We start from the raw sequence: 23,115 nt of genomic DNA on the forward strand, positions 1-23,115 counted from the left end.
GACAAGGAAAGCGCCCTGACTGCCGGCCCGTGGGGGGACCAGTAGCAGGGCGCTTTCCGTTTTTTCGTCGTCGCTCACGCGTTCACCGGGCCCCGCACGGGAGCCCGGTGGTCGTGTACGAGCCTCAGCGGGCCTCGACCGGCACGAAGTCGCGCTCGACGATGCCCGTGTAGATCTGACGCGGGCGGCCGATGCGGGAGCCGGGCTCCTTGATCATCTCGTGCCACTGGGCGATCCAGCCCGGCAGCCGGCCGAGGGCGAACAGGACCGTGAACATCTCGGTCGGGAAGCCCATGGCGCGGTAGATCAGGCCGGTGTAGAAGTCGACGTTCGGGTAGAGGTTGCGCGAGACGAAGTAGTCGTCGGAGAGCGCGTGCTCCTCCAGCTTCAGCGCGATGTCCAGCAGCTCGTCGGACTTGCCGAGAGCGGACAGGACGTCGTGCGCGGCGGCCTTGATGATCTTCGCGCGCGGGTCGAAGGACTTGTACACCCGGTGGCCGAAGCCCATCAGGCGGACGCCGTCCTCCTTGTTCTTCACCTTGCGGATGAAGGAGTCGACGTCGCCGCCGTTGGCCTGGATGCCCTCGAGCATCTCCAGGACCGACTGGTTGGCGCCGCCGTGCAGCGGGCCCCACAGCGCGGAGATGCCGGCGGAGATCGAGGCGAACATGTTCGCCTGCGAGGAGCCGACCAGACGCACGGTGGAGGTCGAACAGTTCTGCTCGTGGTCGGCGTGCAGGATCAGCAGCTTGTCGAGCGCGGAGACGACCACCGGGTCGAGCTCGTAGTCCTGCGCGGGGACCGAGAAGGTCATGCGCAGGAAGTTCTCGACGTAGCCGAGGTTGTTGCGCGGGTACACGAAGGGGTGACCGACCGACTTCTTGTACGCGTAGGCCGCGATCGTCGGAAGCTTGGCGAGAAGCCGGATGGTGGAGAGGTTGCGCTGCTTCTCGTCGAACGGGTTGTGGCTGTCCTGGTAGAAGGTCGACAGCGCCGAGACGACCGAGGAGAGCATCGCCATCGGGTGGGCGTCACGCGGGAAGCCCCGGTAGAAGTTCTTGACGTCCTCGTGCAGCAGGGTGTGCTGCGTGATCTCGTTCTTGAAGGTGGAGAGCTCGTCGATGTTCGGGAGCTCACCGTTGATCAGCAGGTAGGCCACCTCCAGGAAGGTGGAACGCTCGGCCAGCTGCTCGATCGGGTAGCCCCGGTAGCGGAGGATGCCCTGCTCACCGTCGAGATAGGTGACCGCGGATTTATACGCGGCGGTGTTGCCGTACCCGCTGTCCAGCGTCACCAGACCGGTCTGGGCGCGGAGCTTGCCGATGTCGAAGCCCTTGTCGCCGACGGTGCTGTCGATCACCGGGTAGGTGTACTCGCCATCGCCGAACCGCAGTACTACAGAGTTGTCGCTCACGTCATCCCTCACCGACGTTGTGCCTCTTCTTCGAGGTGCCCTGACTGTCTCTACCATCCCCCATTTGGCCCTGGAGAGTGCACTCGGGGTCGACCATTGGGCCTATCGACGGCACTCAGTGCCGCCAACCTGCTCATCCTGCCGCGTTCGCCCCGCAACCGGAAGTGCTCTGTGACCTTCATGACTCGTTTGATCGATCATTTTTTGTGATGGAGCTCGCACCGTGTCCGAAAGGCCCCGTTCGGCGCTCGGGCGGGGCCTTTCGCCGCGCGGGGAGGCGCTGGTTCACGCGCCGGAGAGCCGGAAGTCCAGGGCCGTGCACCGGCGTCCCGCGGACACCGTACGCACCGCCTGGCCTATCGCCTTGCGCGAACCGACGAGAACGACGAGCTTCTTGGCCCGGGTGACCGCCGTGTAGAGCAGGTTGCGCTGGAGCATCATCCAGGCGCCCGTGGTCACGGGGATCACCACCGCCGGGTACTCGCTGCCCTGGGAACGGTGGATGGTCACCGCGTAGGCGTGGGCCAGTTCGTCGAGCTCGTCGAATTCGTACGGCACCTCCTCGTCCTCGTCGGTGCGCACCGTCAGCCGCTGCTCGACCGGATCCAGGGAGGTGACGACACCCACGGTGCCGTTGAAGACGCCGTTCTCGCCCTTGTCGTAGTTGTTGCGGATCTGCGTGACCTTGTCGCCGACCCGGAAGACACGGCCGCCGATCCGCTTCTCGGCGAGGTCCGGGCGGGCGGGGGTGATGGCCTGCTGGAGCAGTCCGTTCAGATGCCCCGCGCCGGCCGGGCCCCGGTGCATGGGCGCGAGTACCTGGATGTCCCGGCGGGGGTCGAGACCGAATTTGGCCGGAATCCGCCGGGCCGCCACGTCCACGGTGAGCCGACCGGCCTCCTCGGTGTCGTCCTCGACGAACAGGAAGAAGTCCTTCATGCCGTCGGTGAGCGGATGCTGCCCCGAGTTGATCCGGTGCGCGTTGGTCACCACACCGGACTGCTGGGCCTGGCGGAAGACTTTGGTGAGGCGCACCGCGGGGACGGGGCCCCGGTCGGCGAGCAGGTCGCGCAGGACCTCGCCCGCGCCGACGCTCGGAAGCTGGTCGACATCGCCGACGAAGAGCAGATGGGCACCCGGCCCCACCGCCTTGACCAGCTTGTTGGCGAGCAGGAGGTCGAGCATGGAGGCCTCGTCCACGACCACCAGGTCGGCGTCCAGCGGCCGGTCCTTGTCGTAGGCCGCGTCTCCGCCCGGCTTGAGTTCCAGGAGCCGGTGCACGGTGGAGGCCTCGGCTCCGGTCAGCTCCGCCAGGCGCTTGGCGGCGCGGCCGGTGGGCGCCGCGAGAACGACCTTGGCCCCCTTGGCGCGGGCCAGCTCCACGATCGAGCGGACCGTGAACGACTTGCCGCAGCCCGGACCTCCGGTCAGCACGGCGACCTTCTCGGTGAGCGCGAGCCGGACCGCCGCCTCCTGCTCGGGGGCCAGCTCGGCGCCCGTACGCCCCTTCAGCCAGGTCAGTGCCTTGTCCCAGGCCACGTCGCGGAAGCCGGGCATCCGGTCCCGGTCGGCGCGCAGCAGGCGCAGCAGCTGCGCGGACAGCGAGAGTTCGGCGCGGTGGAAGGGGACCAGGTAGACGGCCGTCACCGGGTCGCCTCCGTCCGGGCCGGGCACCTTCTCCCGTACGACACCGGGGTCCTCGCCGTCCTCGGCGGGGGCCGCCAGCTCGGCCAGGCACTCGATGACCAGGCCGGTGTCGACCTGGAGCAGCTTCACCGCGTCCGCGATCAGCCGCTCCTCGGGGAGGTAGCAGTGGCCCTGGTCGGTGGACTGCGACAGGGCGTACTGAAGGCCGGCCTTGACGCGCTCCGGGCTGTCGTGCGGGATGCCGACGGACCGGGCGATCTTGTCGGCGGTGAGGAAGCCGATGCCCCAGACGTCGGACGCCAGGCGGTAGGGCTGGTTCTTCACGACCGAGATCGACGCGTCGCCGTACTTCTTGTAGATGCGGACGGCGATGGAGGTGGACACCTCCACGGTCTGGAGGAAGAGCATGACCTCCTTGATCGCCTTCTGTTCCTCCCAGGCTTCGGCGATCTTTCCCGTGCGCTTGGGGCCGAGGCCGGGAACCTCGATGAGCCGCTTCGGCTCCTCCTCGATGATCCGCAGGGTGTCCAGGCCGAAGTGCCCGGTGATGCGGTCGGCGAAGACGGGTCCGATGCCTTTGACCAGGCCGGAGCCGAGGTAGCGGCGGATCCCCTGGACCGTGGCCGGGAGCACGGTGGTGTAGTTCTCCACGGTGAACTGCTTGCCGTACTGCGGGTGGGAGCCCCAGCGGCCCTCCATGCGCAGGGACTCGCCGACCTGGGCGCCGAGCAGGGCGCCGACGACGGTGAGCAGATCGCCCGCCCCCCGGCCGGTGTCGACCCGGGCGACCGTGTATCCGTTCTCCTCGTTGGCGTACGTGATGCGTTCGAGCACGCCTTCCAGCGTGGCCAGTCGTCGCTCGCCGGCCTGGGCGGCCCCCGCCTGATCGGTCATGATCCGACGGTACCGCCCGCCTCCGACAGTGTTCGGGCGCTGTGGACGACTCACCCGATCGCGGCCCGCCGAGGACGGCGCGGGCGCGGCCGCGAAAAGTTCGAGGGGCGGAGAAATTTCGAGGGGCCCGGTCCGTCGACCGGGCCCCTCGGTTTTCCCCTCCGTATCAGAACCCCCGCGATCCCCCCGGATCCCCCTCCAAAGGTCCTGATGCCACGTACGACCCGCGAAGTCGCGGAAGGGTTGTACCGCTTCCGGATTTTTTTCCGGCGGCCCTTCCTACGTGAACCGCCACCTGACACGACCTGAACCGAACAGGCCTGTGGCACATGCCAGGCGCACTAAACACCTCCGGCGGGCATTGCATCACTTGTAGTGAACCCGCAGGTCAGGCGGGTAATCGGGGTCGATCGCCGCCAATACTGTGGACGTCCCCCCACCCCTCCCACAAGGAGCGCACCCATGTCCGAGAGCACCGAGCCCGAGATCGGCCCGTTCACGATCGGCGATCCGCTTGCCTCACCCGGCAACCCGGTCGAGGTACCGGACTTCGACGACGAGTGGACCGTCCCCAAAGGCTTCACCTGGGTCTTCCGCGGCGACGGCAACAGGGAGCTCACCCGCCCGGTGATCATCGCCGACGGCTTCAACCACGGCGAGAGCGACCTCAAGAAGCTCTACCAGTTCCTGGAGGGCGAGCAGTACGGCTTCCTCGGCGAGCTCCGCCGGCGCGGCATGGACGTGATCCTGCTGGGCTTCAAGAACCGCACGGCGTCCGTCCTGGACAACGCCGAGGCCGTCGAGGCGACCGTCCTGGAGGCCATCGCCCGCCGTGTCGGCGACCACCGACTGGTCGTGGGCGGCTTCAGCATGGGCGGGCTGGTCACCCGCTACGCCCTGGCCAGGATGGAGAACCGGGCCATGGACCACCAGACGGGGGTGTACTTCTCCTACGACACCCCGCACCGTGGCGCCTCGATCCCCACCGGGGTCCAGGCGTTCTCCTACCTGCTCCCCCGGGGCCTCGACCTCAGGCCCCACCCCTTCACCCAGCAGATGGACAGCCAGGCCGCGCGGCAGATGCTGTGGCAGCACTACGACAACAAGACCGGGAAGACCGGCGTCGCCCCGGAGCGCGAGGCGCTGCTGAGCGAACTCGACCGGGTCGGCCAGTGGCCGCGGATCCCGCTCAAGGTGGCCGTCGCCAACGGCCGTGGCGACGGCGTCGGGCTGCCCGGGATCGAGCCCGGCGAGGTCGCGCTGCGGCTGGACGTCCGCTACCCCGGCACCACCTTCTACACCCAGGCCCAGGGTGACGACGTGACGGTCGCCTATCTGAAGCGGACGTTCCCGGCGGCCGAGAAGACCATCACGACCGACGGCTTCCCCGAGCTGGACGGCGCACCGGGCGGCACGCTCGCGACGTACGGGATCCTCGCCCAGTCGATCGAGACGGCGGGCGGGGAGGCCGATCTGCGGCACGCCGAGGTGTGCTTCGTCCCCTCCGTGAGCGCGGTCGACATCCTGGGCTTCGAGAAGCAGGCCGACCTGTACGCCGAGGTCGACGGCCTGGACCCGGACAGGAGCGGCCTGGACGCGTTCCTCTGTTCCTCCACGACGACGGCGCACACCCTCCCGACCGAGGAGCTGTGCACCTGGCTGATGGACCACTTCGAGAAGTGACCGGCAGACCCGTCGCCCGTCTCCCCCACGGGCGGGCGACGGCCCCTCCTCCATCACCTCCTCGGACCGGGGTCCGGGGCCGGGGCCGGAGCCGGAATCCGGACCCGGTCTCGATCCCGGTCCCGGTCCCGCCGTCATCGCACCACGTGCTCCACGTGCTCCACGTGCTCCACGAACCGTGCCGCCGTCTCCGCCAGCACCTCGCGCCCGTCCCTGGCCCACAGCTCCTCGTTGAAGAGCTCGACCTCGATGGATCCGGTGTAGCCCGCCGCCTCGACCAGGCCGCGCCACACGCGGAAGTCGACCGAGCCGTCGCCGAGCTGGCCGCGGCCGTTGAGGACACCCTCGGGAAGCGGGGTGGTCCAGTCGGCGAGCTGGAAGCTGTGGATCCGGCCCCCCGCCCCCGCGCGGGCGATCTGGGCGGGCGCCGTGTCGTCCCACCAGAGGTGGTAGGTGTCGACGGTGACGCCCACCTGCTCGGCGGGGAAGCGTTCCGCGAGGTCCAGGGCCTGGGCGAGTGTGGACACCACACAGCGGTCGGCCGCGTACATCGGGTGCAGCGGTTCGACGGCCAGGCGCACCCCGCGGGAGGCGGCGTACGGGCCCAGTTCGCCGAGCGCGTCGGCGATGCGCTCGCGGGCGCCGCGCAGGTCCTTCGAACCGGGCGGCAGGCCGCCGGAGACCAGGACGAGGGTGTCAGTGCCGAGGACCGCGGCCTCGTCGACGGCGGCCCGGTTGTCGTCCAGGGCGCGCCGCCGCTCCCCCGGGTCGATCGCCGTGAGGAAGCCGCCCCGGCACAGGGTGGTGACGGCCAGACCGGCGTCGTGGACGAGCTTCGCGGTGGCGTCGAGGCCGTACGACCGCACGGGTTCGCGCCACAGGCCGACGCCCGGGACGCCCGTCTCCCGGCAGGCCGCGACCAGTTCGGGCATCGAGAGCTGTTTGACCGTCATCTGGTTGACGGAGAAGCGGGCGAGGCTGTTCATGAGGTCACTCCGTACAGGGCCAGCAGGGTCTTCATCCGCGCCTCGGCGCGTTCCGGGCTCGGGAACAGGCCCAGCCCGTCGGCCAGTTCGTAGGCGCGCGCGAGGTGCGGCAGCGAGCGTGCCGACTGCAGGCCGCCCACCATCGCGAAGTGCTCCTGGTGACCCGCGAGCCAGGCCAGGAAGACAACGCCCGTCTTGTAGAAGCGGGTCGGGGGCCGGAAGAGGTGCCGGGACAACTCGACGGTGGGGTCGAGGAGTTCGCGGAAGCCTTTGACGTCACCGGTGTCCAGGACCCGTACGGACCGCGCGGCGAGGGGGCCGAGCGGGTCGAAGACGCCGAGCAGCGCGTGACTGAAGCCGCGCTCGTCGCCCGCGATCAGCTCCGGGTAGTTGAAGTCGTCGCCGGTGTAGCAGCGGACGCCGTCCGGGAGGCGGCGGCGCAGTTCGACCTCCCGGCGGGCGTCCAGCAGGGAGACCTTGACGCCGTCCACCTTGTCCGGGTGGGCGGCGATCACCTCCAGGAACACCTCCGTGGCCGCGTCCAGGTCGCCGGAGCCCCAGTAGCCCTCCAGGGCCGGGTCGAACATCGGGCCCAGCCAGTGCAGGATCACCGGGTCGGCGGACTGGCGCAGGAGGTGGCCGTAGACGTCGAGGTAGTCCTCGGGTCCGGCGGCGGTCGCGGCGAGCGCCCGGGAGGCCATCAGGACCGCCTGCGCGCCCGACTCCTCGACGAGGGCGAGCTGTTCCTCGTACGCGGCCCGCACCTCGTGGAGCGTGGCCGGGCCGGTGAGCTGGTCCGTGCCGGCGCCGCAGGCGATCCTGCCGCCGACGGCCCTGGCCTCGGCCGAGGAGCGCCGGATCAGTTCGGCCGCCCCGGCCCAGTCCAGGCCCATCCCCCGCTGGGCGGTGTCCATCGCCTCGGCGACACCGAGGCCGTGCGACCACAGATGACGCCGGAAGGCGAGCGTGGCGTCCCAGTCGACGGCGGCGGGCGCGTCGGGCGAGATGTCCGCGTACGGGTCGGCGACGACGTGCGCGGCCGAGAAGACCGTACGGGAGGCGAGGGGCGCGCCGTCGGGAAGGAGGGCGAGGGGGTCCCTGCGCGGCTCGTAGGTCCGCAGCCGGCCGTCGGCGCCCGGGAGCCGGATGGTCACAGCGCGATCTCCGGAACGTCGAGGCGGCGGCCCTCGGCCGAGGACTTCAGGCCCAGCTCGGCGAGTTGCACGCCGCGGGCGCCGGCGAGGAGGTCCCAGCGGTAGGGGGCGTCGGCGTAGACGTGCCGCAGGAACAGCTCCCACTGGGCCTTGAAGCCGTTGTCGAACTCGGCGTTGTCGGGGACCTCCTGCCACTGCTCGCGGAAGGAGTAGGTGGCCGGGACGTCCGGGTTCCAGACCGGCTTGGGGGTGGAACCGCGGTGCTGGACGCGGCAGTTGCGCAGTCCCGCGACGGCGGACCCCTCCGTGCCGTCGACCTGGAACTCCACGAGCTCGTCGCGGTTGACGCGCACGGTCCAGGAGGAGTTGATCTGGGCGACCGCGCCGCCCTCCAGCTCGAAGATGCCGTAGGCCGCGTCGTCGGCCGTGGCGTCGTAGGGCTTGCCCCGCTCGTCCCAGCGCTGCGGGACGTGAGTGGCGGTCAGCGCCTGCACCGAGGTGACGCGGCCGAACAGCTCGTGCAGGACGTACTCCCAGTGCGGGAACATGTCGACGACGATGCCGCCGCCGTCCTCGGCGCGGTAGTTCCAGGAGGGCCGCTGGGCGCTCTGCCAGTCGCCCTCGAAGACCCAGTAGCCGAACTCCCCGCGGACGGACAGGATCCGCCCGAAGAAGCCGCCGTCGACGAGCCGCTTCAGTTTGAGCAGGCCGGGGAGGAAGAGCTTGTCCTGGACGACGCCGTGCTTGACGCCCGCGGCGTGCGCGAGGCGGGCCAGTTCGAGGGCTCCGTCGAACCCGGTGGCGGTGGGCTTCTCGGTGTAGATGTGCTTGCCGGCGGCGACGGCCTTCCTGAGGGCCTCCTCGCGGGCGGACGTCACCTGGGCGTCGAAGTAGAGGTCGACGGACGGATCGGCGAGCACCGCGTCCAGGTCGGTCGACCAGTGATCGAGGCCGTGCCGCTCGGCGAGCGCCTTCAGCGCGTGCTCGCGACGGCCGACGAGGACGGGCTCGGGCCACAGCACGGTGCCGTCGCCGAGGTCGAGGCCGCCCTGGTCGCGCAGGGCGAGAATCGAGCGGACGAGGTGCTGGCGGTAGCCCATGCGTCCCGTCACGCCGTTCATGGCGATCCGCACCGTCTTGCGTGTCACGTCATTCCCTTCGTACGCGTCAGGCGCCGAGCACGCTCACAGGTGAGCGTGCTAGCAAGCGCTTTCTATCTGCTGAGAAGCTAGCCTCTGTGCAGCGGTCCGGACAAGACCACCGCGAAGTCGAGTTGTTCGAGGGGGCGAACGACGGGGGCCGTTGGCCGTATGGTCTGCACGGACCCTGCCCACAGGAAGCGGCGCACCCGGCCTTCTGCTCCGTGTTCGACGCCGTACGACGAGACAAGACCAGGCACGACGACGTACGAGACGTACGAAGTGGCACGACACGACGCGCGACCGGAGGACGACGAGATGACGGTGACCCTGGCGGACGTGGCGGCCCGCGCGCAGGTCTCTCCCGCGACGGTGTCGCGCGTGCTGAACGGGAACTACCCCGTGGCCTCCTCCACGCGCGATCGGGTGCTGCGGGCGGTGGACGAACTGGACTACGTGCTGAACGGACCGGCGAGCTCCCTGGCCGCGGCGACCTCCGACCTCGTCGGCATCCTGGTCAACGACATCGCCGACCCCTTCTTCGGGATCATGGCCGCGGCCATCCAGTCGGAGATCGGCGGGCCCGGGGGGCGCGCGGGCGGGGAACGGCTCGGGGTCGTCTGCAACACCGGCGGCTCCCCGGAGCGCGAGCTCACCTACCTCACCCTCCTTCAGCGCCAGCGCGCCGCCGCGGTCGTGCTCACCGGCGGCGCCATAGAGGACACCGCGCACGCGAGCGCGGTCGCGGCCAAGCTGCGCAAGCTGACGGAAGCGGGCACCCGGGTCGTGCTGTGCGGGCGCCCGCCCGCGCCGGAGGCGCCCGGGGCGATCGCGCTCACCTTCGACAACCGCGGTGGCGGCAGACAGCTCACCGAACACCTGATCGGCCTCGGGCACCGGCGGCTCGGATACATCGCGGGCCCCGAGGAACGCACGACGACCCGCCACCGGCTGGAGGGTCACCGCGCCGCGCTCGGCGCCCACGGCATCGAGGACGACCCCCGGCGCACCGTGCACGGCCGCTACGACCGCCGGTCCGGTTACGAGGCGACGCTGGAACTCCTGCGCCGTGACCCGTCGTTGACGGCGGTCGTCGCCGCGAACGACACCGTGGCGCTGGGCGCCTGCGCGGCGCTGCGCGACTCCGGTCTCGACATCCCCGGCGACGTGTCCGTCGCGGGCTTCGACGATCTGCCGTTCAGCATCGACGCGGTACCCGCCCTCACGACCGTGCGGCTGCCGCTCTCGGAGGCGGGCGCCCGTGCCGGGCGGATCGCCATGGGCCGCGAGGAGCCGCCGCCGGGCGGGATCGCCACGGTGCGCGGCGAGTTGATGGTGCGAGGGTCCGCCGGGGTTCCCCGGGGCTGACCTCTCCTTCCCGGACCCCCCTGGGCCTGGACCCACTTCCGCGGGGGTCTCCCGGGGGCCGGGTTCCCGGGGGCTCAGCCTGTCTTCGCCCCCTCCGCCCCTACCCGTCCCACCCCTGGTGGCTCCGCCCCAGACCCCGCTCCTCAAACGCCGGAGGGGCTGGTTTTCCCCGGCCGGGGCTGAATATTGCACCCGCAGCCGGGATCCGGCGTGAGGGGACGTGCCGGTACATCGATGCCCGTCGCCACCGACGCCCACCCCTCACCCAACGGCGACGGGCTGATGCACCGGCACGGCCCCGACCCACCCACCGGACCGAGACCCGCGAACGCCGACGCAAGCGAACCGGCGCCGGGAGGGTAGGCCCGGGAGTCCCGGCGGTTCTATGCTCGGGGTGGCGATTATCTCTGACTGGGTCAGGTATTCAGGAGGAACAGGCCGACCCGCGACCGTGCACAGCCGACCTTCGGGGCCGATCATGACCGTCCAGGACATCCGCTCCTTCAACCGCTTCTACACGAACGTCATCGGCGCGCTCGACTACGGCCGCCATCTCTACGCGCCGTACACGCTGACCGAGTCCCGCGTCCTCTACGAACTGGCGCACACGCCCCAGGCGGACGCCGCCGACCTCCGGACCCAGCTCTCCTTGGACTCGGGCTACCTGAGCCGGATCCTGAACAAGTTCGAGCAGGACGGGCTGGTCGAGCGGGCCGCGTCCGAGAAGGACCCGCGGCGCCGCCGGATCACGCTCACCGCGCGCGGCCGGAACGCCGCCGCACTGCTGGACGAGCGGGCCCGCCAGACCGTGGGCACACTGCTGGCGACCGTGCCGCCCGCCGACCGCCCCCGGCTCACGGAGGCGATGCGCACGGTACGGACCCTCCTGGGGGACGGACGGGCCACCCCCGGCCCCGAGGACGTCCTCCTGCGCGAACCGGGCCCCGGCGACCTCGGCTGGATCGTCCAGCGCAACGCGGCGCTGTACGCGGCCGAGTACGGCTGGAACGCCGACTACGAGGGCCTGGTCGCGAGGATCGTCGCCGACTTCGCCGAGGACCACGACCCCCACCTGGAACGGGTGTGGATCGCCGAGCTCGACGGCCGGCCCGTCGGCTGCGTGATGTGCGTACGGGACGACGCCCCCGGCACCGCCCGCCTCCGGCTGCTGCTGGTCGAGCCGGAGACCCGGGGCCTCGGCATCGGCGACCGTCTCGTCGGCGCCGTCACCGACTTCGCGCGCGGGGTCGGCTATCACGAGCTCGTCCTGTGGACCAACGACGTCCTGGCCGCCGCCCGGCGGATCTACCAGCGCCACGGTTTCGTCCTGGTCGCCGAGAAGCCGCACCGGTCCTTCGGCGCGGACCTGACGGGCCAGGACTGGCGACTGGACCTGCGCGCCGGCCAGGAATGACACGGACCGCGACGGCCTGCGCACAGGGCCTGCCGGCGGCGCGCTCCCGGGGCCCGTCCGTCGTGATCCGCCGCCCGGCCCCAGCCGCCCGCCGCCCGGACGCGCGCCGCCGTGTCCGGAGTGCGGACAGCGCGTCCGCCCGCTGAACGGATCCGCATCGCGGAGTTAACGCAACCACCCACCGTACGGATCCGCTCACGCAACCTGGGTGCGGAATCGTGCTCCCCCAAGTCACCTATTCTTTGGGGGAGTTGGCATATATGCAAGGCACCGTGGACGGCTTCGAGTTCGGAGCGGTGACTCCGGCGGCCTCCTACATCGTCGCCTGTGTGGCCAGCGCCCTGGGGCTGCGCTGCGTCGTCCGTTCACTGAACAACCGGCAGTCGTGGAAGCCCGGTTGGCTGGCGCTCGGGGCGGGGGCCATCGGCTGCGGCATCTGGACCATGCACTTCGTCGCGATGGTCGGCTTCAGGATCCAGGGGATCCCGATCGACTACGACGGCCGGCTGACATCGCTGAGTCTCGTGGTGGCGATCGCGGTGGTCGGCATCGGCGTCTTCGCGGTGGGATACCGCGGGGCCACCCCCGTCACCCTGACCGCGGCCGGGATCCTCACCGGGCTCGCCGTGGTGGCCACGCACTACACCGGCATGGCCGCGCTCGAGCTGAACGGGTCCCTGGAGTACGACTCGCTCACGGTGTCGGCCTCCGTGCTGCTCGCGGTCACCGCCGCGACCGCCGCGCTGTGGACCGCCGCGTCCTACCGGGGTTTCCCGGCCGCCCTCGGCGCCAGCCTCCTCATGGGCGTCGCGCTGACCGGCACGCACTACACCGGCATGGCCGCCCTCGGAGTACATCTGCGCGGCGCCACGGACGCGTCGTACATGACCGGGGCGTACGGCACCAGCTCGTCGGCCTCGATCCTGCTCCCCATGCTCATCGGACCGGTCGTCTTCCTGATCCTGGCCGGAGTCGTGGTGATGTTCGACCCCCAGCTCGTCCTCGGCGACGGGGAGTGGAGCCGGGCCACCCCGCGCCGGCGCCGGGCCGCGGCGGCCGTGCCCGAGCCCCCCGCGCAGCCCCCACGGACCGGCTCCCTCTTCGATCCCCGCGACCAGCACGCGGGCCGGCACGCTAACCCGCGCGGGCGGTGAGCCGCGCCGTCCCGTCCAGACACCACTCCAGCACGGCGGGCCAGGGCCCGTACCCGGCGTCCATGCCGAGATGCCCGGCCCCGGGCAGGATCTGTGCCGGCACGCCCAGGGGCTCGCCGTAGACCGTGCCGGCGCCCTCGGGGCAGTACGGGTCGTCGTCGCCGGCGATCAGCCGGGTGGGCCCGGGGAGGGTGAAGTCCTTCGCGGCCAGGGCGAATCCGGCGATCTCCGGCAGTTTGGCGAGGACGGAGGCGGAGGGCGGGGCGACGAGCAGCACCCGGTCGACGCCGGCCGCCCCCGGCAGCTCACGGGCGGCGGCGTGCAGCCACAGCACGGCCGAGAGGCTGTGGGCGACGACCACGCGTTCGGATCCGCGCAGGGCGTCCAGGTGGCGGGCCAGCTCCGCCAGCCACACCTCCAGGTCCGGATCGTCCGGGTCCGGGAGCTGCGGATAGACGACGTGCCGGCCGAGCTCGCCGAGCCGCCCGGCGAGCCAGTGCTGCCAGTGGCCCTCCGGGCGGTGGTTCTGCCAGCCGTGCAGGATCAGGAAGGACTGCGGGTCCCGCGCGTGGCCGTCGTTCGCGAGGTCACCGGTGTCGTACGTGCTCATGGCACCGATCGTTTCCGATTCCCGGCCCCTCGGTCCAGTGGCTCCCGCGGGCGAAGGCCTCCGGACCGACCGCGCGGCCCCGGCGCCACCTGATCCGAACGACGGACTCTAGGACCGCCGGACCCCAGGACCGCCGGACTCTAGGACCGCCGGACTCTAGGACCGCCGGACCCTAGGACCGCCGGACCGTCGCACCGGCCGCCCGGGACGACGCCCGGGCCACCCTCGCGGACAGCCGGTCCCGGCACTCGGGCCACTCCGCCGCCGTCACCGAGAAGACCGCGGAGTCGCGCAGCAGGCCTTCCTCTCCGGGCGTCCAGGAGCGGGACCAGTTGCGCAGGACGCCCTCCAGGCGGGCGCCGGTGCTCGCGATCGCGGCGCGGGAGCGGGCGTTGCGGGCGTCGGTCTTCAGGTCCACGCGTGCCACACCCCACTCCTCGAAGGCGTGCCCGAAGAGCAGGAGCTTGGACTCGGCGTTCAGGCCGGTGCCCTGGGCCGAGGCGGCGAGCCAGGTGAAGCCGACCTCGACGGCGTCGAGCCGGTCGTCCGAGCGCCAGGACCGCGGCTCCCAGTACGAGGTGGCACCGACCGCCCGTCCGGAGGCGAGGGAGATCTGCGCGTAGGGCGCCAGCCTGCCCGTCGCGGCGCGGGCGAGCTGCGCGTCGACGTAGTCCCCGACCTCGTCGGCCCGGGGCACCCAGGTGAACGCGTACGAGTCCCGGCGTTCCTCCGCCGCCTCGGCGAGGTCGGCCGCGTGCCGGTGGCCGAGCGGCTCCAGCCGTACCAGCGTGCCTTCGAGGACCGGCCCCTCCAACTGGAAACCCAACGCCCCGCACCCCTTCGCCGACCGGTATGTGTCCGCTGCGATTCCTATGCGGTGGGGGCGGTGCGTGTCCAGCGGTTATACGTCCTCGACGGTGCCGGCGTGCCGGGACCGCTCGGCGGCCAGGACGGTGAGGTGGCTGGTCAGGGACTCGCGCGGGCCCGACTTCACCAGGCCGGGGTTCCCGGTGGCGACGGCGGCGACGAAGGCGTCCATGAGCCCGGCGTCACCGCCCCCGTGGCCGCCCGCCGCGTCCGTGCCGCCCGGGCCCGCGAGGTCGACGGCCTCCTCGGTCCGGGTCAGGAAGTCGTAGACGCTCAGGCTCCCGCCGTCGCCGCGCAGTTCGCCGCGGGTCCCGAAGATCCGGGTCCGGCGGTCGGCCTGTTCGGTGAAGGCGGTCATGGTGAAGGTGGCGGTGGCGCCGGAGGCGAACTCCATCGACACCACCTGGTGGTCGACCACGTCGTTGTCGCAGGCGTACACGCACCGCCCGTACGGGCCCTCGCGCAGGGCGGTCTCCAGCGCCTCGGGGGTGAAGTCGTCGACGAGCACGCTCAGCGGCCAGTGGTGTTCGCCGCGGGCGAGCCGGTCGCCGTACTCGCGCCGGGCGGAGTAGGGGCAGGTGTTCTCCACCGCGCAGTCGAGGCAGCGGTCGGCGGCGCCCTCGGGCCTGTTCTCGGGCCGGAAGTGCGAGAGGCGTCCGAAACTGGAGACGCGGACGGGGGGTTGGCCGAGGACGTACTGCAACCAGTCGATGTCGTGGCAGGACTTGGCCATCAGCATGGACGTGGCCCGGTCCGTGCGGGCCCAGTTGCCACGGACGAAGGAGTGGGCCTGGTGCCAGAAGCCGACGGGTTCCAGGTGCTGGACGTTGACCACGTCACCGAGCCGGCCGGAGTCCACGACCTCCTTCACGGCGCGGGTGTACCGGGTGTAGCGCAGGACGTGTCCGACCGCGAGGATCACCCCGGCCTTCTCCACGGCGTCGACGATCCGCCGGCACTCGTCCTCGGTCAGGGCCATCGGCTTCTCCAGCAGGATGTGATGGCCGAGGGCGGCGAACTCCAGTACGGGTTCGAGGTGTTCGCGGTCGAGGGTGCAGACCAGCACGGCGTCCGCGATCCGGCCGCGGGCGGCCAGCACCCGCCAGTCGTCCACCGCGGCGTCCGGTTCCAGGCCGTGGGCGGCCGCGAACCGGTCGCGCCGGGTCTCCCGGGGCTCGGCGACGGCCACCACCCGGGCCCGCTCCGGGTGGTCCAGGGCCCAGCGCGCGTAACCGGTCCCGCGCTCCCCGGCACCGACGACGGCGAGTGTGACGACGGAGGCGACGGGAGACATCTGTTCACCGCTTTTCCGGTCGGGGCACAGGCGCGGTCGGCGCCGTCCGTCGCGAAGCTAGCCGCCCCGGATCATCCCGACAAGACGCCGACGCCGGACGCCGGGCCCGCTCAGCCGTCCTTCCCGGCGGCCGCCCAGGCCCCGAACACCTCGTGGAAGGCGGGGAACGTCTTGCGCACGCATCCGGGGTCGTCGAAGACCATGCCCGGGGCACGCAGCGAGGTCACGGCGAAGGCCATGGCGATGCGGTGGTCGCCGTACGTCCTGATCCCGGTGGCGGCGGGGACGCCCGGGTGGATCTCGATCCAGTCGGGGCCGGTCTCCACCCGGATGCCGAGCGCCCGGAGGTTCTCCGCGCAGGCCTCCAGGCGGTCGCACTCCTTGACCCGGGTGTTGGCGACGTCCTCGATGCGGACCGGACCGGTGGCGAAGGGCGCGATCGCGGCGAGCGTCGGCATGGTGTCGGAGATGTCCCGCATGTTGACGGTGAGTCCGCGCAGTTCGCCGGTGCCGCGCACGGTCGTGCGGTCGGGCCCGGTCTCCACGTGCGCGCCCATCCGGCGCAGGACGTCCACGAAGCCGAGGTCGCCCTGGAGCGCCCCCGCGCCGAGGCCGTGCACGGTGGCCTCGCGGCCGGTCAGGGCGGCCGCCGCGAAGAAGTAGCTCGCGGTGGAGGCGTCGGGCTCGACGGGGTAGGTGGTGGCCCGGTAACCGCCGGGCGCCACCTCGAAGACGTCGCCGTCCACCGTCACGTCCGCCCCGAACGCGCGCATCATCGCGAGGGTGATGCCGATGTACGGGGCGGAGACCAGGTCGGTGACCTCGATGCGCAGGCCCGTGCGGGTCAGCGGGCCGAGCAGGAGCAGGGCGGTGAGGTACTGGGACGACTGGCCGGCGTCGAGGGTGACCGTGCCGCCCTCCACCCCGGACGCCGCGATGCTCAGCGGGTGGTGGCCCTCCGCCTCCTCGTGCCGCAGGTCCACGCCCAGGTCGCGCAGCGCCTTCGACAGGGGTCCCAGCGGGCGCCGGCGCATCTGGGCGGAGGCGTCGAAGCGGTAGGTGCCGTGTCCCGCGGCGGCGAGGGCCGGCAGGAAGCGGGCCGTGGTCGCGCCGTCCCGGCAGTACACGTCGGCCCGCGCCACCGCCGGACCCCCCGGGCGGCCGTCGACGTGCCAGCTGTCCGGGGTCCGGCCGACGCGGTAGCCGAGCCGGGTCAGGCCCTCGGCGAAGCCCTCGGTGTCGTCCGAGCGGAGCGGGCGGACCAGGCGGGTGACCCCGTCGGCCGCCGCTGCCAGGAAGAGCGCGCGGGCGGTGATGGACTTGGAACCGGGAATGTCGACGACGGCCATGGGGTCATGCTGGCGCCCCGGCCCGCTCCGGCGCCGGAACGTCCGCCGGCTGGACCTTTCGTGGCGCCCGTGAGGTGAGCGCCACCCCGCCCACCAGCAGGGCCGCCGCCGCCCACCGCAGCGGGCCGACGGACTCGTGCAGGAACAGCGCGGCCGACGACATCCCGAAGACCGGGACGAGCAGCGAGAAGGGCGCGACGGTGGACGCGGGGTGCCGGTGCAGCAGCCAGCCCCAGGCACCGAAGCCGAACACGGTCGTGATCCAGGCGACGTAGACGACGACTCCGGCGCCCTGCCAGTCGAGGGCGCGCAGCGCGTCGAGGTCGCGGGAGGGGCCCTCGGTGAGCAGGGACAGACCGAGCAGCGGCAGGACGGGGACGGTGCTCACCCACACCATGAAGTTCAGCGCGTCGGGCGGGGACGCCTTGCGGGTGAGGACGTTGGACACGCCCCAGCAGGCCGCCGCCGCGATGACCAGGGCGAAGGCGCCGAGGGGGCCGGTCGCGCCCTCGTCGACGGCGGCGAGGCCCACACCGGCGAGCGCCACCGCCATGCCGTACAGCCTGACGCGGGTGGGGCGTTCGCCGAGGAAGGCGAAGGCGACGACCGCGGTGAAGACGGCCTGGATCTGGAGCACGAGGGAGGACAGTCCGGCGGGCATCCCCGCGTCCATGCCGATGAACAGCAGCCCGAACTTCGCGACGCCGAGGGCGAGTCCGACCGCCACGATCCACTTCCACGCCACCTTGGGGCGGCCCACGAAGAACACGGCCGGCACGGCCGCCACCAGGAAGCGCAGAGCCGAGAAGAGCAGGGGCGGGAAGTGGTCGAGTCCGACCTCGATGACGGTGAAGTTCACGCCCCAGACGGCGGCGACGAGGACGGCGAGGCAGATGTGTGCGGGTCGCATACGTCGAGCATCGGACGCCACCACCGTGTAGCACCAGCGCGAATGTCTGCATGGATGGATGAAGCAACGCTTACGTAAGCTGGGGTGGCGAGCGACATCGGCGTGCGACATCGCGGACCGGGAGGCCTCCATGCTCGATCTTCAGCGCCTGCGTGCCCTGCACGCCGTCTCGGTGCACGGCACGGTCGGCGCGGCGGCGGCCGCGCTCGGCTACACCCCGTCCGCCGTGTCCCAGCAGATCGCGAAACTGGAGCGGGAGACCAGGACCGTCCTGCTGGAACGGCGCGGACGCGGCGTCCGGCTCACCGAGCAGGCCGAACAGCTCGCCGCCACCGCCCAGGAGTTGCTGGCGATCGTGGAGCGGGCGGAGACCGAGCTGGAGGAGCGCCGGGGGATGCCGGCGGGACGGCTGACGGTGGCCGCGTTCGCCTCGGCGGCCCGCGGTCTGATGCCCGCCGTCCTGGCTGATCTGGCCGCCCGGCACCCGGCCCTGGACACCCGGCTGACGGAGATCGACCCGCACCTGTCCGTCGACCTGGTCGCCAGGGGCGCGGTCGACCTGGCCGTCGCGCACGACTGGGACATCTCCCCGCTGCCCGCCCCGCCGGGGGTGGAGCAGGCGGTGATCGGGGACGACCTGTGCGATCTGCTCGTCCCCGCCGGACACCCCTTCACCGGGCGGGCCTCGGTACGGCGCGAGGACCTGGGCGGCCAGCGGTGGATCTGCCAGCCGCCCGGGCGGGTCTGCCACGACTGGCTGGTGCGCACCCTGCGCGAGGCGGGCTGCGAGCCGGACATCGTCCACCAGGCCGAGGAGAACCCGACCCTCATCGCCCTCGTCGCCGCCGGTCTCGGTGTCGCCCTCATCCCGCGCCTGGGCCGCGGCCCCCTCCCCGAAGGGGTGGTGGAGGTGCCGCTCGACCCGCTGCCGGTCCGCCGGCTGTACGCGCTGTGGCGCTCGGGGGCGGCGCGCCGGCCGGCCATCGCCGAAACGGTCCGCACGCTCCGGTCGCACTGGCCCGCGGTGGCGAGCCGCGTCTGAGCGGCCCGGCCGGCCCGCCCTCGGCCGACAGCACGTCGTCACCGGCGCGCCCCCCTCCGACTGCGCCGGTGGCGGCCCTTTCGCGGATACTGTGCACACTCTTGACTGGAAGAAACTTCCCGGATAATCGTGACTCCTCGGAAGTTTCCTTCACGAGGGAAGGAGCGCTTGTGCGCGACTCCAGCACGGGAAGCACCGCAAGACCCTCCGGGCCGGCCGAGCCGGAGGGACCGTCAACGCCCTCCCGGCGTACGGTTCTCGCCGCCACGGCGGGCATCACCGCCGCGCTGGCGGTCGGCCCGCGCGCCCACGCGGCCGACGCCCGCCCGTACGACGACAAGGCCCTGCGCGCCCTGATCTCCCGTATGACACTGGAGGAGAAGGTCGGCCAGCTCTTCGTCATGCGGGTGTACGGCCATTCGGCCACCGCGCCCGACCAGGCCGACATCGACGCCAACCTCAAGGAGATCGGCGTCCGCACGGCCGCCGAGCTGATCGCCGAGTACCGCGTCGGCGGCATCATCTACTTCGCCTGGGCGCACAACACCCGCGATCCGCACCAGATCGCCGCGCTGTCGAACGGGATCCAGCAAGCCTCGCTCGAACTGCCGCGCGGGCTGCCGTTGCTGATCTCCACCGACCAGGAACACGGGATAGTGGCCCGGGTGGGCAAGCCCGCGACACTGTTCCCGGGCGCCATGGCGCTGGGCGCGGGCGGCTCGCGGGCCGACGCCCGGACGGTGGGCCGCGTCAGCGGGGCCGAACTGCGCGCGATCGGCATCAGCCAGGACTACTCCCCCGTCGCCGACGTGAACGTCAACCCGGCCAACCCGGTGATCGGCGTGCGCTCCTTCGGCGCCGACCCGGACGCGGTGGCGGGCCTGGTGGCGGCCGAGGTGAAGGGGTACCAGTGCTCGGGGGTCGCGGCCACGGCCAAGCACTTCCCCGGCCACGGCGACACCGCCGTGGACAGCCACTTCGGCTTCCCCGTCATCACCCACAGCCGTGAACTGTGGTCGGAGCTCGACGCGGCGCCCTTCCGGGCGGCGATCCGCGCCGGCATCGACTCGATCATGACCGCGCACATCATGGTCCCGGCGCTCGACCCCGCCGGAGACCCCGCCACCCTCTCCCACCCGATCCTCACCGGCATCCTGCGCGGCGAACTCGGCTACGACGGCGTCGTGGTGACGGACTCGCTCGGCATGGAGGGCGTGCGCACGAAGTACGGCGACGACCGCGTCCCCGTCCTCGCGCTCAAGGCCGGTGTCGACCAGCTCCTCAACCCGCCGGACCTGGGCGTCGCGTGGAACGCGGTGCTGAACGCCGTGCGCGGCGGCGAGCTGACCGAGGCCCGGCTCGACGAGTCGGTCCTGCGCGTCCTGCGGCTCAAGGCGAAGCACGGGCTGCTGAGCGACCCGTACGTCCGTGACGCGGCCGTCGACCGGGTGGTCGGCGTCCCGGCGCACCTCAGGGCCGCCGACCGGATCGCCGAGCGCACCACCACCCTGCTGGTCAACAAGGAGAGGCTGCTCCCGCTGTCCCGGCGGCGCACCCCGAGGGTGCTGGTGGTGGGCGCCGACCCCGCCTCGCCGTCCCTGTCCGACGGGCCGCCCACCACCGTCGTGGCCGCGGAGCTGACCGGGCTGGGCTTCACGGCGACGGCCCTGTCCACGGGGACGGCTCCGTCGGCGGCCACGATCGCCAGGGCCGTCACGGCGGCGGCCGACGCGGACACGGTGGTCGTCCTGACGTACAACCTGACGGCGACCGGTTCCCAGAAGACGCTGGTCGAGAGTCTGGTCGCCACGGGAGTCCCGGTGACCGCCCTCGCCATCCGCAACCCGTACGACATCGCCCGGATCCCGGGGGTCGGTGCCTGTCTGGCCTCGTACTCCTGGACCGACGTCGAGGTGCGCGCCGCCGCGCGGGTGATCGCCGGCCGGGTGGACCCGCGGGGCAGGCTGCCGGTGGCGGTGCAGCGGGCGGACGACCCGGCGCAGGTCCTGTACCCGATCGGGTACGGGCTCAGGTACTAGCGGAAGAAGGCCGCGCCCGCCCGTGTGGTCACGGGCGGGCGCGGCCTTCTTCCGGTCACGGACGCAGGGTCATGTCCCGTTCGGTGTCCCGGTGGTCCAGCTTCGCGTCGAACCTCGCGAGCGGCCGGGCCGCCGAGGGGTCCGCCTGGACCGTCGCGGAGGCGACGCCCGCCCAGTCGAGGACGCGGGCGGTGGCCAGCGCCTTCTCGTCGGCGGCGAGCCCGGCGACGTTGGCGCCGTGGTTCAGGCCCGGAGCCGTGAAGACGTAGGAGTCGCGCGCCTTGGAACCGAGACGGAACCGCTCGGCGCCCCAGGGGTCGTTCTGGCCGTAGACGAACAGCATGTGGTGCGCGTTCCGGCGGACCCAGCCGTCCACGTCACGCATCGCGGAGGGCTGGAACCTCATCGGGATGGAGCGCGGCACGAAGGTGCGCGGAGCCTGGTAGCCGTAGCGGACGTACTTCTTCTCGATGTACGGGAAGTGGATGGTGGGCGCGCCCAGTTGGGTGCCCGCCTGGTAGTAGTACGGGGTGTACGGCTCCAGGCCCTGGTCGGTGTAGAACGAGAAGCCGGAGATCGCGTCGACGGAGTCCCAGATGGCGTCGTCGCTCGCGTGCGCGGCGTCCGCGGGGATCGTGTCGCAGTCCTTCAGCAGGCTGTACTGCCAGAAGCCCCAGACGTAGTCGAGCACGACCGCCTCGTACGCCTTGTCCAGGCTGCCGACCGTGGTGAAGGTGTAGCCGTTGTCGGCGGCGTAGGCCGCGTACTTCTTCTCCAGCGGCTCGCGGCGCACCAGGGCCTCGCGCTGCACGGCGTTCAGCCGGTCGCGGCACTCCTTGGTGCCGACCGACGCGAAGAAGCGGTCGTACGCCGAGTCCTCGTCGTTCACGACGTCGTTGGGCGCGACATAGGCGACGACGCCGTCCATGTCGCGAGGGTAGAAGCGCTCGTAGTACGTGGCGGTCATGCCGCCCTTCGAACCGCCGGTGGATATCCACTTCTTGCCGTAGACCGGCTTGAGGGCCCGGAAGATGCGGTGCTGGTCGCTCGCCGCCTGCCAGATGTCGAGCTTGGACCAGTCTGCCGGTTCGGGCCGGGACGGCGTGAAGTAGCGGTACTCCATGGAGACCTGGTTGCCGTCCACGATCTGGGTCGGCTCGCGCCGGCTCGGTGTGGTCGAGACGTTGTAGCCGCCGGTGTAGAAGACCGTCGGGCGCGAGGTGTCCTTGTGCAGCACGGTGATCCGCTGCTGGAACGTGCCCTTGGACGGGTGCCGGTGGTCGACCGGCTGGGTGAAGTTCAGGACGAAGAACCGGTATCCGGTGTACGGCTTCTCCTGAACGAGGCTCACGCCCGGGATCGCGAGGAGCCGGTCCAGGATGTCCTTGCCCTCGTCGGCCGTGCTGGTTGCTCCTGTGGTGCCGTGGGCCTCCGGCTGGACGGCGGTGGCCGTCCCGGCCGTGCTCAGCGTGCCGATGAGCACCGTGAGCACGAGCAGCCCTCTGAGCGCCTTGCGCATGCACCCTCCCCTGGGAATACGCGGTTGTCCGCCGGAACCTAACGGAGCAACTCCCGTGACGCCAGGGGGTCTTGGGTCATCTGCGGTTCAGCACAGGATCCAGCCGGAACTCACCGACCCCGAGCCGACCGAGCCTTTGACCCGGACACAGCGATGGCCCGCGTACAGGGTCACCGGGCCCGCGTGATGCGCGAAGCGTCCGGAGTCCACCACCGGCCGGCCGCCGCGCGCCTGCACGCTGACGGACATCGGCTTGCGCGAGCCCCGTGCCCCGGGGAAGGTCACGGCGCAGACATAGCCACTGCGCTTGTACACCTGGACGGAACCGGTCGTGAAGGGCAGGGTGCGGACCTTGCGGCCCGAGCAGGAGGAGGAGGCGGCCTGGGCGCTGCCCGCCCCCATGAAGGCGAGCAGTCCGGCCGCGGTCAGCACCGCCAGGCCGAGCGCCATCCGCCGACGTATCGCACCACTGTCCACTGTCGTCCCTCCCGCGGCAATCAGCGTACTGGTGTACGGACGCAGGACGTACGGCGGATGGTTGCGTACCGCTACGGCCTCAAGGGCGGGCGCGACTCACCCTTGCGAGGTTTTTGCCTTTTTTGAAGACAACCGCGCCTGTTTCTCCCGGGTCC

At 71.7% G+C, this 23,115-nt stretch carries 18 protein-coding genes; 6 read left to right on the plus strand and 12 right to left on the minus strand.

The window, feature by feature from the left end; genetic code table 11:
- Positions 1-124: 124 nt before the first annotated feature.
- Both ACFYW9_RS05325 and ACFYW9_RS05330 read right to left on the minus strand, forming a co-directional pair.
- Positions 125-1,414 carry a citrate synthase gene (locus ACFYW9_RS05325; protein WP_351862848.1) on the minus strand — a complete coding sequence of 430 codons (1,290 nt, stop codon included), beginning with the start codon at positions 1,412-1,414 and terminating at the stop codon, positions 125-127.
- 285 nt (positions 1,415-1,699) lie between these two features.
- Positions 1,700-3,955 (minus strand): ATP-dependent RecD-like DNA helicase, encoded by a 2,256-nt coding sequence (locus ACFYW9_RS05330; protein WP_351862847.1) that lies wholly within the window; start codon positions 3,953-3,955, stop codon positions 1,700-1,702.
- Positions 3,956-4,417: 462 nt separating this feature from the next.
- Between ACFYW9_RS05330 and ACFYW9_RS05335 the strand changes: the two genes are divergently transcribed.
- Positions 4,418-5,638, plus strand: a complete 1,221-nt coding sequence (locus tag ACFYW9_RS05335; RefSeq protein WP_389145084.1) for an esterase/lipase family protein — start codon at positions 4,418-4,420, stop codon at positions 5,636-5,638.
- A 134-nt stretch (positions 5,639-5,772) separates the two neighbouring features.
- Here the strand turns inward: ACFYW9_RS05335 and ACFYW9_RS05340 are convergent, their stop codons facing one another.
- The 3 genes from ACFYW9_RS05340 to ACFYW9_RS05350 are packed head-to-tail and all read right to left on the minus strand — an operon-like array spanning position 5,773 to position 8,926.
- Positions 5,773-6,624, minus strand: coding sequence for a sugar phosphate isomerase/epimerase family protein (locus ACFYW9_RS05340; protein WP_389145087.1), 852 nt, complete (start codon positions 6,622-6,624; stop codon positions 5,773-5,775).
- Positions 6,621-7,778: a dihydrodipicolinate synthase family protein gene (locus tag ACFYW9_RS05345; protein ID WP_389145090.1), complete on the minus strand. Its 1,158-nt coding sequence runs from the start codon at positions 7,776-7,778 to the stop codon at positions 6,621-6,623. Before ACFYW9_RS05345 ends, ACFYW9_RS05340 begins: the two co-directional genes overlap by 4 nt.
- Positions 7,775-8,926 (minus strand): Gfo/Idh/MocA family protein, encoded by a 1,152-nt coding sequence (locus ACFYW9_RS05350; protein ID WP_389145093.1) that lies wholly within the window; start codon positions 8,924-8,926, stop codon positions 7,775-7,777. The genes ACFYW9_RS05345 and ACFYW9_RS05350 overlap by 4 nt, the downstream gene beginning before the upstream one ends.
- Positions 8,927-9,235: 309 nt before the next feature.
- On the opposite strand from ACFYW9_RS05350, the gene ACFYW9_RS05355 reads away from it, so the two are divergent.
- The 3 genes from ACFYW9_RS05355 (at position 9,236) to ACFYW9_RS05365 (ending at position 12,853) form a co-directional block, all read left to right on the plus strand.
- Positions 9,236-10,285 (plus strand): LacI family DNA-binding transcriptional regulator, encoded by a 1,050-nt coding sequence (locus tag ACFYW9_RS05355; RefSeq protein WP_389145096.1) that lies wholly within the window; start codon positions 9,236-9,238, stop codon positions 10,283-10,285.
- A 478-nt stretch (positions 10,286-10,763) separates the two neighbouring features.
- Entirely contained in the window at positions 10,764-11,699 is a 936-nt protein-coding gene (locus ACFYW9_RS05360; protein ID WP_389145103.1) for a GNAT family N-acetyltransferase, read from the plus strand.
- A gap of 260 nt (positions 11,700-11,959) precedes the next feature.
- On the plus strand, positions 11,960-12,853 hold the full coding sequence (locus tag ACFYW9_RS05365) for an MHYT domain-containing protein (RefSeq protein WP_389145107.1): 894 nt from the start codon (positions 11,960-11,962) through the stop codon (positions 12,851-12,853).
- On the opposite strand, the gene ACFYW9_RS05370 is transcribed toward ACFYW9_RS05365, so the two are convergent.
- The 5 genes from ACFYW9_RS05370 to ACFYW9_RS05390 all read right to left on the minus strand — a co-directional run bounded on the left by ACFYW9_RS05370 (position 12,834) and on the right by ACFYW9_RS05390 (position 17,883).
- Complete coding sequence (locus tag ACFYW9_RS05370; protein WP_389145110.1) at positions 12,834-13,463, minus strand: RBBP9/YdeN family alpha/beta hydrolase; 630 nt, start codon at positions 13,461-13,463, stop codon at positions 12,834-12,836. The genes ACFYW9_RS05365 and ACFYW9_RS05370 overlap by 20 nt on opposite strands.
- A 172-nt stretch (positions 13,464-13,635) precedes the next feature.
- Positions 13,636-14,289 (minus strand): GNAT family N-acetyltransferase, encoded by a 654-nt coding sequence (locus ACFYW9_RS05375; protein WP_389145113.1) that lies wholly within the window; start codon positions 14,287-14,289, stop codon positions 13,636-13,638.
- 75 nt (positions 14,290-14,364) lie between these two features.
- Positions 14,365-15,624, minus strand: coding sequence for a Gfo/Idh/MocA family protein (locus ACFYW9_RS05380; RefSeq protein ID WP_389145117.1), 1,260 nt, complete (start codon positions 15,622-15,624; stop codon positions 14,365-14,367).
- 110 nt (positions 15,625-15,734) lie between these two features.
- Positions 15,735-16,973 (minus strand): 3-phosphoshikimate 1-carboxyvinyltransferase, encoded by a 1,239-nt coding sequence (aroA, locus tag ACFYW9_RS05385; RefSeq protein ID WP_389145120.1) that lies wholly within the window; start codon positions 16,971-16,973, stop codon positions 15,735-15,737.
- 4 nt (positions 16,974-16,977) lie between these two features.
- Positions 16,978-17,883 (minus strand): EamA family transporter, encoded by a 906-nt coding sequence (locus ACFYW9_RS05390; protein ID WP_389145123.1) that lies wholly within the window; start codon positions 17,881-17,883, stop codon positions 16,978-16,980.
- Between the two features lie 130 nt (positions 17,884-18,013).
- On the opposite strand from ACFYW9_RS05390, the gene ACFYW9_RS05395 reads away from it, so the two are divergent.
- Entirely contained in the window at positions 18,014-18,925 is a 912-nt protein-coding gene (locus ACFYW9_RS05395; protein ID WP_389145126.1) for a LysR family transcriptional regulator, read from the plus strand.
- Positions 18,926-19,095: 170 nt separating this feature from the next.
- Positions 19,096-20,964, plus strand: a complete 1,869-nt coding sequence (locus ACFYW9_RS05400; RefSeq protein ID WP_389145129.1) for a glycoside hydrolase family 3 protein — start codon at positions 19,096-19,098, stop codon at positions 20,962-20,964.
- A gap of 55 nt (positions 20,965-21,019) precedes the next feature.
- Here ACFYW9_RS05400 and ACFYW9_RS05405 read toward each other — a convergent pair whose 3' ends face one another.
- Positions 21,020-22,483: a S28 family serine protease gene (locus ACFYW9_RS05405; protein WP_389145132.1), complete on the minus strand. Its 1,464-nt coding sequence runs from the start codon at positions 22,481-22,483 to the stop codon at positions 21,020-21,022.
- A gap of 87 nt (positions 22,484-22,570) precedes the next feature.
- Positions 22,571-22,960 (minus strand): hypothetical protein, encoded by a 390-nt coding sequence (locus ACFYW9_RS05410; RefSeq protein ID WP_351861629.1) that lies wholly within the window; start codon positions 22,958-22,960, stop codon positions 22,571-22,573.
- Positions 22,961-23,115: the final 155 nt, after the last annotated feature.

It is taken from the genome of Streptomyces sp. NPDC002698 (assembly GCF_042888945.1).
Taxonomy (GTDB): Bacteria; Actinomycetota; Actinomycetes; order Streptomycetales; family Streptomycetaceae; genus Streptomyces.